Below are 14137 nucleotides of genomic sequence, written 5' to 3' on the forward strand. Positions count from 1 at the left end.
GCAGAGAAGAGAGAACTCGTGAGTCTGACCGATTCGCAGGCCGTGGTGTCGGTGGTCGCCGCGCTGGCGATCCTGGCCGGGTTGGCCGGCGTGGTGGTGCCCGGCCTGCCGGCGCTGCCGCTGTGCTGGGGCGGTGTGCTGGTGTGGGCGCTGTTCGGCGACGCCGGCCCGGGCCGCTGGGCGGTGCTCGCCGCCGCGACCGTGGTCGCCGCCGGTGGCACCGTGGTCAAGTACCTCTGGCCGGGGCGGAACCTGAAGCGCACCGGTGTGCCCACCCGGTCGCTGCTGGCCGGCGCGCTGCTCGGCGTGGTCGGGTTCTTCGTCATCCCGGTGGTCGGGCTGCCGATCGGCTTCATCGCCGGGATCTGGGGCGCGGAGCTGCTGCGGCTGGGCAGCAACCGGCTGGCCTGGCCGGCCACCGTGCAGGCGCTCAAGGCGGCCGGCCTGTCCATGCTTGTCGAGTTCATGGCGGGCATGGTGATCGCCGCGCTCTGGGTGGCGGGCCTGCTGTTCGCCTGAGGCACGACACCCGCCACCGCGCGGCGGTCCTGGTCGGGGTCGGGGGCGAAGCGTTCGTCACCGGCGGGAAGCGGTGAGTGATCCTGCCCGGGGCCGGGCGGTGACCAGATCGGTGCGACGACTGTGCCTGCGGTAGAGCTGCCGGAACACGCCGTCCGGGAAGGTCGGATGCCAGGGCTTCACCGGGCCGGCGAAGTGGATGACGGACGCGTCCGTGATGCTCCCGCCGACGGTCGGGTCGAGCCGCCACGCCATCATGTGGTTCCAGCGCTTGGGGAGCCGGGTCCACCGGCCGTAGACCGCGTGGTTGAGCGCGTCCTGGTCCGGGAAACGCGCCTCGTGGGCGTGGCGGGCGATGTAGTCGAGCGCCGCGGCGGTGATCTCGAGTTCCCGCCACCGTGGCACGTCGATGAGCAGCACCCCGGAGTTCAGGTACGGAGCCTGGGCGTCGAGGTCACGGTAGCCGTAGATGCCGGGCAGGCCGCCGTTGTCGATGAGGCGGCGGGTGAACGCGTCCCGGACCGCGCCGACCGGCTTGTCGCCCAGGTCGACGTCGCGCAACGGCGCCAGGGAGCCGGTGCAGAGCACGTCGGAGTCGAGGTAGAGCAGCCGGTCGACGCCCGGGGGCAGGGCGTGCGGGATCAGCAGCCGCAGGTACATGGCGGCGGAGAGGTAGCTCAGGTGGGGCTCGCGGGATCCGGGCAGGCGGATCGGTGGGGGGTCCACGGTCAGGAAGGTGACGGTGGCGTGCCGGGCCGCCCGGGTCAGCGAGGCCCGGGCCGGCTCGGTGACGTCGTCGTCGGCGGCCAGCCAGAACCGCAGCGGTTCGGTCGGCATCTGGGCGGCGACGGTGGACATCACGACCGCCGCGTGCGGGGCGTAGGTGGCGTCGAAGGCCAGTGCGCAGTCCAGGATTACCTCCTCGGTCGGGGTGAACACCTGTCAATTTATAACGTTGTAGACGTGTTGACAACCACAGCCCCCCTGTCAAGGGGGAACAGGTACGGTCGGCTGGTGCGGATCACCGTCCTGGGCGGGTTGGGCGCCTTCCCCACCGCCCACCAGTCATGCTCGGGTTTCCTCGTCGAGCACGATGGCTTCCGGCTGCTGATCGACCCGGGTTACGCGACGCTACAACCATTGCTGGCGCGGGTGCGGGCCGAGCAGGTCGACGCCGTCTACGTCAGCCACGGTCACCCCGACCACTGTGCGGACCTGCAACCGTTGGCGCGGGCCCGGGTGCTCACCGACCGGTCCGGACCACCGCTCCCGGTGTACGCGCCCACGGGCAGCCTTGCCGACCTGCTCGCCATCGACGAGCCCGGCCTGCTGGAACCGGGGTACCACCTGACCGAGTTCACCCCGGGGGAGACGCTGCGCCTCGGGCCGTACGGGGTGCGGACGTTCCCGCTGCCCCACTGGGTGCCGAACGCCGGCGCACGATTCGAGGCGTCGGGCGTGGTGCTCGCCTACACCGGGGACACCGGACCCAGCCCGACCCTGGTGGACCTGGCCCGGGAGGCGGACGTGCTGATCGCGGAGGCGACCTACCCGGACGACATCCCACCGCGGCACGCGGGCAACCTGTCGAGCGCCGCGGAGGTCGGCCGGTACGCCACCGAGGCCGGGGCCCGGCGGGTGCTGCTCACCCATCTGTGGCCGGGGACCGAACCGGGGGACGCGGTGGCCGCCGTACGGCGCGGGTACGCCGGTCCGGTGGACGTGGCCGGCCCCGGGCTGACGGTGACCGTCGGTCGGTAGGAGCGGCGGCGCGGGCGTCCGGGGGTACGGCGAGACGCCGTACTTCAGTGAGAGAGAGGTGGACGCCGCGCGCCGCCGCGGACCGGGCGTTGCCGAGCGCCCGGTGCCGGCCCGTCGGGTCGGGCCTGGTCACAGCTCCAAGGATGCCCCGGGCCGGGAGCCGGGACAACGCATTTAACCGGTACGCGTATTGACCACCTTGATCGGCGGGAGCAGACTGCGAGCACTCGCCTCGAGGAGGTGTGCAGTGGCCACGACGCCCGCGCCGACCGCCGAGCAGCCGATGGACGACGACGCCCGACGACTCGCCGAACTCGGCTACAAACAGGAGCTGCGCCGCAAGTGGAGCGGCTTCTCCAACTTCGCCATCTCGTTCTCGATCATCTCGATCCTGGCCGGCTGCTTCACCACGTTCGGCCAGGCGTGGAACAACGGCGGCCCGGTGGCCGTGTCCTGGGGCTGGCCGCTGATCTCGATGTTCATCCTGGTCATCGGGTTCTGCATGGCCGAGCTGGTCTCCGCCTACCCGACCGCGGGCGGGATCTACTGGTGGGCGGCGACCATGGGTCGGCCGGTGCACGGCTGGTTCACCGGCTGGCTCAACCTGATCGGGCTGGTCGCGGTCACCGCCTCGGTCGACTACGGCTGCGCCACGTTCCTCAACCTGACGCTGTCGGCGCTCGTCGACGGCTGGGCCGGCACCGGGCAGCAGACCTTCGGGCTGTTCGTGGTGATCCTCGCGCTGCACGGCCTGATCAACATCTACGGGCACCGCATCATCGACGTACTCCAGAACGTCTCGGTCTGGTGGCACGTGGCCGGCGCGGCCGTGGTGGTGCTGATCCTGGTCCTGGTCCCGGACGACCACCAGAGCTTCCAGTTCGTGTTCACCGAGCGGTTCAACAACTCCGGCTTCGGCGACGGGGACACCGGCGGGCTGACGTTCTGGTTCTACGTGCTGCCGCTGGGCTTCCTGCTCACGCAGTACACGATCACCGGCTTCGACGCCTGCGCGCACGTCTCCGAGGAGACCCGGGGCGCGTCCAAGGCCGCCGCGCAGGGACTGTGGCGGTCGATCTTCTACTCCGCCGTCGGCGGCTGGATCCTGCTGCTCGCGTTCCTGTTCGCCGCCACCGACGTGGACGCGATCAACGACGCGGGCGGTTTCTCCGGGGCGATCTTCGAGACGGCGCTGACCCCGTTCTTCTTCAAGGTGGTCATCATCATCTCCACCATCGGGCAGTTCTTCTGCGGGATGAGCTGCGTGACCTCGATGTCGCGGATGGCGTACGCGTTCAGCCGGGACCGGGCGGTGCCGGGCTGGCGGCTCTGGTCGAAGGTCAACCGCAACGGCACGCCGGTCAACGCCATCATCGGCGCCACGCTGGCCGGGCTGGTGCTCACGCTGCCCGCGCTCTACCAGCGCGGCGGCATCCCGGTCGCGTTCTACGCGGTGGTGTCGGTGGCGGTGATCGGGCTCTACCTGTCGTTCATCATCCCGATCTTCCTGCGGCTGCGGATGGGGGACCGGTTCGTCCCGGGCCCGTGGACGCTCGGCCGCCGTCACCGGCTGCTCGGCTGGATCGCGGTGGTGGAGATCGCCGTCATCTCGGTCTACTTCGTGCTGCCGATCGTCCCGGCCGGCGTGCCGGGTCATCCCGACTTCTCCTGGACGGCGGTGAACTACGCACCGCTGGCGGTGGGCGGGGTGCTGCTCGGCGTCGCGATCTGGTGGTACGCCTCGGCCCGCACCTGGTTCACCGGCCCCCGCCGAACGGTCGAGGAACTGCCCGCCGACACCCCCACCCCACCCTCCTGACCAACGCCCCCCGAGATCTTGGAAGGAGATGGCCCCTGGAGGGGCAATTTCCTTCCAAGATCTCTTCGACTCCCGGCATGCGAGAGGGATTGTCCGCCACGTGGGAGCGGTGCGTCGGTCAGTCGACGTCGGTGGACCCGGCGGGCCGCCGCTTCCTGGCCTGGGCGCGGGCGCGTGGCTGACGCCGTGGGCGGCTGTCCGCGTACCGCTGGGGTCAGGGTGTGGGTTGGCGGTGGGTGAGCGGGAAGCGGAGGATGCGGTCGTCGTCGGCCGCCGGTGGGACGCCGCGCGGCTCGCGGTTGCTGGTGGTCACCCAGAGCGCGCCGTCCGGGGCGACCGCGACGGTACGCAGGCGGCCGAACGTCCCGACCAGCTCCGCCACCGGTACGCCGACCGTGCCGTCGTGGTCGACCGGCACCGCCCAGAGTCGGGTACCGCGCAGCGCGGCCACGTAGAGCGTGCCCCGGGTGAACGCCGCGCCGCTCGGCGACGCCTGCGCCGGTGGCCAGACCACGACCGGGTCCCGGAAGCGGGGGTCACCGGCGACGCCCTCCACGATCGGCCAGCCGTAGTTGCCGCCCGGCACGATCCGGTTCACCTCGTCCCAGGTGTTCTGCCCGAACTCGGTGGCGAACAGCCGGCCGTGCCGGTCCCAGGCCAGCCCCTGCACGTTGCGGTGGCCGTAGCTGTAGACCGGCGAGCCGGGGAACGGGTTGTCCGCCGGCACGCCGCCGTCCGGGCGGATCCGCAGGATCTTGCCGTTGCGGCTGGTCAGGTCCTGGGCGCGGGCCGGGACCCCGGCGTCACCGACGCCGGCGTAGAGCAGCCCGTCGGGGCCGAACGCGATCCGCCCGCCGTCGTGGAACGTGGCCCGGGGGATGCCGCTGAGCAGCACCTGCGGGATCGGCGTGGCGGCCAGCCGGAACCGGACCACGCGGAGGTCGGTGGCGGTGGTGTAGGCGGCGTACACCCAGCCGTCCCGCCGGTAGGTGGGGGAGACCGCGAGCCCGAGCAGGCCCGCCTCGCCGCCGGCGACCACGTCGGCGATCCGGGCCACCTGCTGCGGTGGTCGGCCGGGGCGGACCCGCAGGATGGTGCCCGCGTCCCGCTGGGCCACCAGGGCGCTGCCGTCGGGCAGGAAGTCCAGCCCCCAGGGCACCGCCAGTCCGGTGGCGACCACCTGCGGGTTCGTCAGGTCGTAGCCGACCGCCGGCCGCCTGTCGACGTGCCGCTCGAAGCCGGCCGGGCGCAGGTCGACCAGGTCCGGCTGCGGCGCCGTCTCGACGGCGGGCCGGTCCGGGGCGGCGGTGGGCTGCCGGTCGGCGCGGGCGTCGGTGGCGCCCAACCCGATCGCGACGACGGCCACGACGGCCGCGACGATCCGACGACGCATGTGCTCTCCCCGGTTTCGCACCCGGTCCCACCGGGGCATTGACGGTGATCCGGTTTGCCAGTAGACCTTGGTGATGGAGGCCCCCTGATGAGTAGAACGCCGTTCTCGCTGGAGCAGTTGCGGGTCGCCGTCGCCGAGGGCGAGATCGACACGGTGGTGCTCGCCCTCACCGACATGCAGGGCCGCCTCCAGGGCAAGCGGATCCACGCGCCGTTCTTCCTCGACAACGTGCTGGAGAACGGCAGCGAGGGCTGCAACTACCTGCTCGCCGTGGACGTCGACATGAACACCGTCGACGGGTACGCGATGTCGAGCTGGGAACGCGGCTACGGCGACTTCGCCATGAAGCCCGACCTGGACACGCTGCGCCGGACGCCGTGGCAGCCCGGCTCCGCGATGGTGCTGGCCGACCTGGAGTGGCTGGACGGCTCCGGCCCGGTGGTCGCCTCGCCCCGGCAGATCCTGCGCCGGCAGCTCGACCGGCTGGCCGCGCACGGGCTGACCGCGTACGCCGGCACCGAGCTGGAGTTCGTGCTCTACCGCGACTCGTACGAGGAGGCGTGGTCGCGCGGCTACCGCGACCTGACCCCGGCGAACCAGTACAACGTGGACTACTCGCTGCTCGGCACCGCCCGGGTGGAGCCGCTGCTGCGCCGCATCCGCACCGAGATGGCCGCCGCCGGGCTGACGCCGGAGAGCGCGAAGGGCGAGTGCAACCTCGGCCAGCACGAGATCGCCTTCCGGTACGACGAGGCGGTGGCCTGCGCCGACCACCACGTCGTCTACAAGAACGGGGCGAAGGAGATCGCCGCCCAGGAGGGCATGGCTATCACGTTCATGGCGAAGCCGAACGCGCGGGAGGGCAACTCCTGCCACATCCACTTCTCGCTGCGTGACGCGTCCGGCTCGTCGGCGATGCTGGGCGACGGGCCGGCGCACCTGAGCGTGACCGGGCAGCGGGTGCTGGCCGGGCTGCTCGCCACGATGCGCGAGTTCAGTCTGCTCTTCGCACCCAACATCAACTCCTACAAGCGGTACCAGCCGGGTTCGTTCGCGCCGACCGCGCTGCGCTGGGGCACCGACAACCGCACCTGCGCGCTGCGGCTGGTCGGGCACGGGCAGGGGATGCGGGTGGAGAACCGGGTGCCGGGGGCGGACGTCAACCCGTACCTGGCGATCGCCGCGCTGGTGGCCGGCGCGGTCCACGGCATCGAGCACGAGCTGGAGCTGGCCGAGGAGTGCACCGGCAACGCGTACGACGACCCGGCCGCCGAGCGGGTCCCCGGCACGCTGCGGGACGCGCTCGACCTCTGGCAGCGCTCGACTGTCGCCCCGGAGGTGTTCGGCGACGAGGTGGTGGCCCACTACACCAACTACGCGAAGGTCGAGCTGTCCGCCTTCGACGCCGCCGTCACGGACTGGGAGCTGACCCGTGGCTTCGAACGCCTCTGACCCCGCCAACGCCCTCGCTCCTCGCCGATCTTGCACGTGCGGCCCACCTTTCGCGTCATGAGAGGCTTTTGTCCGGGCAGCATCTGCAAGATCGACGAGGCGACGAGGCGACGAGGCGACGAGGCGAGGGGCGACGGATGGCGAGGGGTAGGGGGAGCGCGTGGGTGAGGTGATCTCGCCGGTCAGCGGGACGGCGATCGCGGAGGTGGCGTCCGCGTCCGTGGCGGAGGTGGACGCGGCGGTGGCGCGGGCGGCTGCCGCGTACGAGGGGTGGCGTCGGGTGGCGCCGGGGGACCGGGCGCGGCTGCTGCGGCGGTTCGCCGCCGAGGTGGACGCCCACCTGGAGGAGCTGGCCCAACTGGAGGTGCGCAACTCCGGCCACACCGTCGGCAACGCGCGCTGGGAGGCCGGCAACGTCCGGGACGTGCTCGACTACTACGCGGGCGCGCCGGAGCGGCTGACCGGCCGGCAGATCCCGGTGCCCGGCGGGCTCGACGTCACGTTCCACGAGCCGCTGGGCGTGGTCGGCGTGATCGTGCCGTGGAACTTCCCGATGCCGATCGCCGGCTGGGGGCTCGCCCCGGCGCTGGCCGCCGGCAACACGGTGGTGCTCAAACCGGCCGAGCTGACGCCGCTGACCGCGCTGCGCCTGGCCGAGCTGGCGCTCGACGCCGGGCTGCCGGAGGGCGTGTTCACCGTGCTGCCCGGCCAGGGCGGCGTGGTCGGCGAGCGGTTCGTCACCCACCCGGCGGTCCGCAAGATCTGCTTCACCGGCTCCACCGAGGTCGGCATCCGGATCATGGCCGGCGCCGCCGACCAGGTGAAACGGGTGACGCTGGAGCTGGGCGGCAAGTCGGCGAACATCGTCTTCGCCGACGCGGACCTGGCGAAGGCGGCGGCCACCGCGCCGTCCGCGGTCTTCGACAACGCCGGCCAGGACTGCTGCGCCCGCTCCCGGATCCTGGTCCAGCGTCAGGTGTACGACCGCTTCCTGGAGCTGCTCGAACCGGCCGTGCGGTCGTTCCGGGTGGAGGACCCGGCCCGCGAGACGGCCGAGATGGGCCCGCTGATCTCCGCCGCGCACCGGGACCGGGTCGCCGGGTACGTCGACGGCGCGACCGTGGCGTTCACCGGCTCCCGGCCGGACGGCCCCGGCTTCTGGTACGCCCCGACCGTGCTGCTCGCCGACTCCCCGGCGGACCGGCACTGGCGCGAGGAGATCTTCGGACCGGTCGTCTCGGTGCTCCCGTTCGACGACGAGGCGGACGCGGTCCGGCTCGCCAACGACACCGAGTACGGCCTCTCCGGCTCGATCTGGACCCGGGACGTGGGTCGGGCCGTGCGGGTCGCCCGGGGGGTCGAGGCCGGCAACCTGAGCGTCAACTCGCACTCCTCGGTGCGCTACTGGACCCCGTTCGGCGGGATGAAGCGTTCCGGCCTCGGCCGGGAGCTGGGTCCGGACGCGCTGCACGCCTTCACCGACGTCAAGAACGTGTTCATCGGCACCGAGGAGTGATCACAGTGCAGGGACGGCTTTCCGACCGGGTGGCGGTGGTGACCGGCGCGGGCAGTGGCATCGGGCTGGCCACCGTGCGGCGCTTCGCCGCCGAGGGCGCGCGGGTGGTCTGCGTGGACATCGACGCCGACGCCGGCACCCGGGCCGCCGACGAGGTGGGCGGCGAGTTCGTGGCCGCCGACGTGGCCGACGAGACGGCGGTCCGCGACCTGTTCGACGGCGTGGTGGACCGCCACGGCCGGGTGGACGTGTCGTTCCACAACGCCGGCATCTCGCCGCCGGACGACGACTCGATCCTGGAGACCGGGCTGGACGCCTGGGAGCGGGTGCTGCGGGTCAACACCACGAGCGTCTACCTGTGCTGCAAGCACGTCATCCCGCACATGCGGCGGCAGGGCAAGGGCTCGATCATCAACACCGCCTCGTTCGTGGCGCTGATGGGCGCGGCCACGTCGCAGATCGCGTACACGGCGAGCAAGGGCGGGGTGCTGGCGATGACCCGCGAGCTGGGCGTGCAGTTCGCCCGCGAGGGCATCCGGGTCAACGCGCTGTGCCCCGGCCCGGTCGCCACCCCGCTGCTGCTGGAGCTGTTCGCGAAGGACCCGGAGCGGGCCGCCCGCCGGCTGGTGCACGTGCCGATGGGACGGTTCGGCGACCCGACCGAGATCGCCGCCGCGGTGGCGTTCCTGGCCAGCGACGACGCCTCGTTCATGACCGCCGCGCAGTTCGTGGTCGACGGCGGCATCACCGGCGCGTACGTCACCCCGCTGTGAGGCTGATCAACCCGGGGGCGAGCCGGGGTCGCCGGGGCCCGCCGGTTACGACAGGATGAGGCGGAGGTAACCAGCGTCCAAGGCGACGGATGCGTTACGTTGCTCGTTCGCCGGGGTAGTAGGCGGGGACGGTCGGTGCAGCAGCGCCGGCCGTCGTGGAAAAGGCCGGAGCGGGAGGCTGCATGGGCTCGGCCCAGGGGGGCGGGGACGCCGGTCGATCGTCCCCGGCAGCCGGCCGGTCGTCGCTCCCACCGTTGCTGACCGCCGCGTTCGCCGCCGGCGGTGAGATGGGCGAGCGGCTGCGCGGCTTCGACTGGTCCACCACCCCGCTCGGCACCCCGGACGGCTGGCCCGCCGCGCTCTGCCACGCGGTGAGCACCATGCTCGCCTCCCGCGCCCAGATGGTGGTGTTCTGGGGCGCGGAGCACCTGGCCTTCTACAACGACGCCTACCGGCCCACCATCGGCGAGAAGCATCCGGCCGTGCTCGGGCAGTCGGCCCGGCTGCACTGGGCGGAGACCTGGGACGTGCTCGGCCCGCTGCTGGACGGCGTGCGCGGCACCGGCGTGCCCTACCGGGGTGAGGACCACCCCTTCGTGATCAACCGGCACGGCTTCCTGGAGGACGTCTACTTCGACGTCTCGTACGACCCGATCCGCGAGGCGGACGGCACCGTCAACGGCATCTTCTGCTTCGTCAACGAGACCACCGGCCGGGTGCTCGGCGAGCGCCGGCTGCGGGCCCTGGCCGAGCTGGGCAACGAGTTGGGCGACGTGCCGAACACGCTGGAGCTGGGTCGGGCCGTGGCGCGGGTGCTCGACGCGCACCGCGACGACGTGCCGTTCAGCGCGCTGTGGCTGCACGACGGCGACGGCACGGCGGCGCTGGCCGGCTGCGCCGGCGTGGATCCGGCCACGCTCGCCGGCTGGGCCGGCCTGCCCGTCGGCGAGCCGCTGACCGAACCGCGCTGGGTCGCCACCGCCGACCTGCCCGGCGCGGTGCCGCCGGACGCCGCCGACCAGGCGCTGCTGCTGCCGCTGACCGCGACGAACGAGCCGGCCGGCGCGCTGCTGCTGGGCGTGTCCCGCCGGCTGCCGTTCAGCGACGACTACCGTGACTTCGTCGACCTGGTCGCCGCACAGGTCTCCCGGGCCGTGGGCAAGCTGCGGGCGTACGAGCAGGAGCGCGCCCGCGCCGCCGAGCTGGCCGCGCTCGACCGCGCCAAGACCAACTTCTTCGCCAACGTCAGCCACGAGTTCCGGACCCCGCTGACGCTGGTGCTCGGGCCGCTGGAGGACATGCTCGCCGACCGGGAGCTGCCCGAGCGCTACCTCGACCGGCTGACCGTCATGCACCGCAACGGGCTGCGCCTGCTCAAGCTGGTCAACACCGTGCTCGACTTCTCCCGGCTGGAGTCCGGCCGGCTGGCCGCCCGCTACCAGCCGACCGACCTGCCCGACTACACGTCCCGGCTGGCCAGCACGTTCCGCTCGGCCACCGAGCGGGCCGGGCTGCGGCTGGTGGTCGACTGCCCGCCGCTGCCGGCGCCGGTCTACGTCGACCGGGACATGTGGGAGAAGATCGTCCTCAACCTGGTGTCGAACGCGGTGAAGTTCACCTTCGAGGGCGACATCGTGGTCCGGGTACGCCCCGGCGACGGGGCCGCCGTGCTGGAGGTGAGCGACACCGGCGTCGGCATCGCGCCGCAGGAGCTGCCACAGGTCTTCGCACGGTTCCACCGGGTGGCCGGCGCGCGCTCGCGTACCCACGAGGGCACCGGCATCGGGCTCGCGCTGGTCCGCGAGCTGGTCGAGATGCACGGCGGCACGGTCACCGCGCACAGCGTCGTGGAACGGGGCACCACGTTCACCGTCACCGTGCCATTCGGCTACGCGCACCTGCCCGCCGACCGGGTGTCCGCGCTCGCGCCGGTGCCGCTGACCGAGCCGGAGCAGGCCCGGCTGTACGTCGCCGAGACGGCGCTCTGGACCGACGAGGTGGCCCGGCCCGTCGGGCTGCCCGAGCCGTCCGGCACCCCGGGCGGCGCCGGCCGTGTCCTGGTCGCCGACGACAACCCCGACCTGCGGGAGCACGTCAGCCGGCTGCTCTCCCCGGCGTACGAGGTGGTGGCCGTGCCGGACGGCGTGGAGGCGTTGCGGCTGGCCGTGGACAGCCCGTTCGACCTGGTGCTGACCGACGTGATGATGCCCCGGCTGGACGGCTTCGGGCTGGTCGCCGCGCTGCGCGCCAATCCGGTCACCCGGGGCGTGCCGATCGTGCTGCTCTCGGCGCGGGCCGGCGCGGCGGAGGAGGTGGCCGGCCTGTCGGCCGGCGCGGACGACTACCTCACCAAGCCCTTCTCCAGCCAGGAGCTGGTCGCCCGGGTCCGGGCCAACGTCGAGTTGGGCCAGCTCCGCGGGCAGATCATCCGCCGGCTTCGGGCGCTCGCCGACGCCGCGGTGGCGATCAACACCGCCCGGTCCACCGCCGAGGTGGTGCGGGTGGCCGCGCAACACGCGATCGGCCTGGCCGAGGCGGGCCGGGTGCTGGTGGTCGCCACCGGCGTCCGCCACGAGGAGGACACCGGCGGGGACCTGCCGGCCGAACCGTCCGCGGTGCTGCCGCTCACCGGCACCACCGGCGAGCAGCTCGGCGAGCTGCGGGTGTGGCGTCGGGAGGACGGCGGCACGGAGCAGGCGGCGTTGACCGAGCTGGCCCGGCTGGTCGGCGTACGGCTGGAGAACGCCCAGCTCTACGAGGCCGAGCACCGGATCGCCACCACGCTCCAGCACAGCCTGTTGCCGCGTACGCTGCCGCAACTGCCCGGCGCGCTGGTGGCCAGCCGCTACCTGCCGGGCAGCGCCGACGTGGAGGTCGGCGGCGACTGGTACGACGTGGTGGGCACCCCCGACGACGAGCTGGTGCTGGTCATCGGCGACGTCGTCGGCAAGGGGGTGGGGGCCGCCGCCGCGATGGGTCAGCTCCGCAACGCGCTGCGGGCGTACGTGTTGGAGGGCTACGACCCGGGCGAGTCGCTGACCCGGCTCAACCGGCTGGTGCACTCCACCGGCAGCGGCTCCTTCGCCACCGTGGTCTGCCTCACCTTCTGCCCGCGCACCGGCCGCCTCCGGTACGCCAGCGCGGGTCATCCCTCGCCCCTGCTGATTCGCGGAGACGATGTGGCGTTCCTGCACGATCGGGCCCTCGGACCGCCGGTCGGGGCGATCCCCGGCACCACCTATCCGACCGCCGAGGGTGAACTCGCCCCCGGCGGCCGGCTGCTGCTCTACACCGACGGCCTGATCGAGGACCGGGAGGAGGGCATCGACGCCGGGCTCCGCCAGCTACGGGTCGACGCCGCCGCCGGCGGGGAGCACGTCGCCGACCTGGTGGACGCCGTCGTGGAGCGCGTCGCCGGGCGGCCCCGGCACGACGACGTGGCGGTGCTGGCGCTGGAGGCGGCCGAGCGGAACCGGTTCGCGCTGCGGCTGCCGGCCGACCCGACCCGGCTCAGCGTGCTGCGCAAGCGCCTGGAGGACTTCCTCGTCGCCCACCGGGTCGGCGAGACCGACCTGTTCGACCTGACGGTGGCGATCTCGGAGGCCGCCGCGAACGCGATCGAGCACCCGGTCGACCCGGTCGACCCGTCCATCGAGGTCGACGTCACCATCGCCGGTCGCATGGTGACCGCGACGGTCCGGGACAGCGGCCGGTGGCGCGAGTCCAGCGGGTCGGGGTTCCGGGGCCGCGGGCTGGGGCTGATCCAGGCGCTCGGGGAGATGAGCGTCACCCGGACCGGGGAGGGCACCGAGCTGACGCTGCGGCGCAGGCTGGCCGACTAAGTTGTTCTGCCCTGAGAGGTTGGGGACGCGGCTGGCTGGTGGGTGGCCGCCGAGTGCGGTGTGGGCGCGGTGGTGATTGTAGGCGTGGAGCCAGGCGGGTAGGGCTTTGCGGCGGGCGGTCTCGGAGGAGTACGGCCTGGCGTAGGCCCATTCGTCGGCGAGGGTGCGGTGGAACCGTTCGACTTTGCCGTTGGTTTGGGGTCGGAAGGGGCGGGTTTTCTTGACGCTGATGCCGGCGGTGTGGAGGGTGTCTCGCCAGAGGAACGACTTGTAGCAGGAGCCGTTGTCGGTGATCACGCGTCGGACGGTGATGCCGCAGGAGGCGAACCAGGCGTGTGCGCGTTGCCAGAACGCGGCGGCGGTCTCCTTTCGTTCGTCGTCGAGGATCTCGGTGTAGGCCAGCCGGGAGTGGTCGTCGATGGCGGTGTGCAGGTAGGCGTAGCCGAGGACCGGGTGAGAGTTTTTTCGCGCTTTCGTGGTGGCCCGGCTGTTGCGGTCGCCTCGGGCGCGGCCGTGGATGCGCCAGCCGCCGCCGTCGGGGATGTTGCCCAGTTTCTTGACGTCGACGTGGACCAGGTCGCCGGGTGTGGCGTGTTCGTAGCGGCGCACCGGCCGGCCGGTGGCCCGGTCCAGATGGGCGAGGCGGGCGACCCCGGCTCGGCGCAGCACCGCGTGACACGTCGATGCCGGCAGCCCGAGTCGGCCGCCGATGCGCGCGGGTCCCCACCGCCGCTTTGCCCGCAGGTGCAGTACCTTGCGCTCGACGGGCGCCGGCGTGCGTCGCGGTGACCGGTGCGGACGGCTCGACCGGTCGACCATTCCCGCCGGCCCGTCGGCGCGGTACCGGTCGGCCCACCTCTTCGCTGTGGTCGGGCTGACCTGGAATCGCTCGGCAGCCCGCCGAAGCGGCCAACCGTCATCGACCACACAGCGCGCCAGACGCAACCGGCCGCGTTCTGTCAGGGGTGCGTTAGCGTGGGGCACGAGGACCTCCCGGGTGAAACGGAACCTTCGACAAGCTCCACCTCACCCGGAGGTCCTCACCTATTTCAAGGTCCGAGC

Annotated in this window: 9 protein-coding genes and 1 pseudogene; 7 read left to right on the top strand and 3 right to left on the bottom strand. The window is 72.6% G+C overall.

The genetic code is table 11. The features are described 5' to 3' along the window. Nucleotides 1-18: 18 nt before the first annotated feature. Nucleotides 19-519 carry a DUF456 domain-containing protein gene (locus tag OG767_RS08435; RefSeq protein WP_107156000.1) on the top strand — a complete coding sequence of 167 codons (501 nt, stop codon included), beginning with the start codon at nucleotides 19-21 and terminating at the stop codon, nucleotides 517-519. A gap of 57 nt (nucleotides 520-576) precedes the next feature. Here the strand turns inward: OG767_RS08435 and OG767_RS08440 are convergent, their stop codons facing one another. Further along, on the bottom strand, nucleotides 577-1458 hold the full coding sequence (locus tag OG767_RS08440; protein ID WP_405092899.1) for a glycosyltransferase family 8 protein: 882 nt from the start codon (nucleotides 1456-1458) through the stop codon (nucleotides 577-579). Between the two features lie 75 nt (nucleotides 1459-1533). Here OG767_RS08440 and OG767_RS08445 point away from each other — a divergent pair, with 75 nt between their 5' ends. Both OG767_RS08445 and OG767_RS08450 read left to right on the top strand, forming a co-directional pair. Next, nucleotides 1534-2280 (top strand): MBL fold metallo-hydrolase, encoded by a 747-nt coding sequence (locus OG767_RS08445; protein WP_405092900.1) that lies wholly within the window; start codon nucleotides 1534-1536, stop codon nucleotides 2278-2280. Nucleotides 2281-2527: 247 nt separating this feature from the next. Further along, nucleotides 2528-4099 (top strand): amino acid permease, encoded by a 1572-nt coding sequence (locus OG767_RS08450; protein ID WP_405092901.1) that lies wholly within the window; start codon nucleotides 2528-2530, stop codon nucleotides 4097-4099. Nucleotides 4100-4313: 214 nt separating this feature from the next. Here the strand turns inward: OG767_RS08450 and OG767_RS08455 are convergent, their stop codons facing one another. Then, nucleotides 4314-5492: a PQQ-dependent sugar dehydrogenase gene (locus OG767_RS08455; protein ID WP_405092902.1), complete on the bottom strand. Its 1179-nt coding sequence runs from the start codon at nucleotides 5490-5492 to the stop codon at nucleotides 4314-4316. An 87-nt stretch (nucleotides 5493-5579) separates the two neighbouring features. Here OG767_RS08455 and OG767_RS08460 point away from each other — a divergent pair, with 87 nt between their 5' ends. The 4 genes from OG767_RS08460 to OG767_RS08475 all read left to right on the top strand — a co-directional run bounded on the left by OG767_RS08460 (nucleotide 5580) and on the right by OG767_RS08475 (nucleotide 13075). Then, on the top strand, nucleotides 5580-6944 hold the full coding sequence (locus OG767_RS08460; RefSeq protein ID WP_405092903.1) for a glutamine synthetase family protein: 1365 nt from the start codon (nucleotides 5580-5582) through the stop codon (nucleotides 6942-6944). 169 nt (nucleotides 6945-7113) lie between these two features. Further along, on the top strand, nucleotides 7114-8460 hold the full coding sequence (locus OG767_RS08465; protein WP_405094161.1) for an aldehyde dehydrogenase family protein: 1347 nt from the start codon (nucleotides 7114-7116) through the stop codon (nucleotides 8458-8460). A gap of 5 nt (nucleotides 8461-8465) precedes the next feature. Then, a complete protein-coding gene (locus OG767_RS08470) occupies nucleotides 8466-9233 on the top strand; it encodes a 3-oxoacyl-ACP reductase (RefSeq protein ID WP_405092904.1) in 768 nt (255 codons plus the stop codon). A gap of 182 nt (nucleotides 9234-9415) precedes the next feature. Next, nucleotides 9416-13075, top strand: a complete 3660-nt coding sequence (locus tag OG767_RS08475; protein ID WP_405092905.1) for a SpoIIE family protein phosphatase — start codon at nucleotides 9416-9418, stop codon at nucleotides 13073-13075. Here the strand turns inward: OG767_RS08475 and OG767_RS08480 are convergent. After that, nucleotides 13076-14059, bottom strand: a pseudogene (locus tag OG767_RS08480) (IS481 family transposase); the annotation flags it as partial. Between the last annotated feature and the right edge of the window lie 78 nt (nucleotides 14060-14137).

The sequence above is a fragment of the Micromonospora sp. NBC_01392 genome, from assembly GCF_045040125.1.
Classification (GTDB): domain Bacteria; phylum Actinomycetota; class Actinomycetes; order Mycobacteriales; family Micromonosporaceae; genus Micromonospora.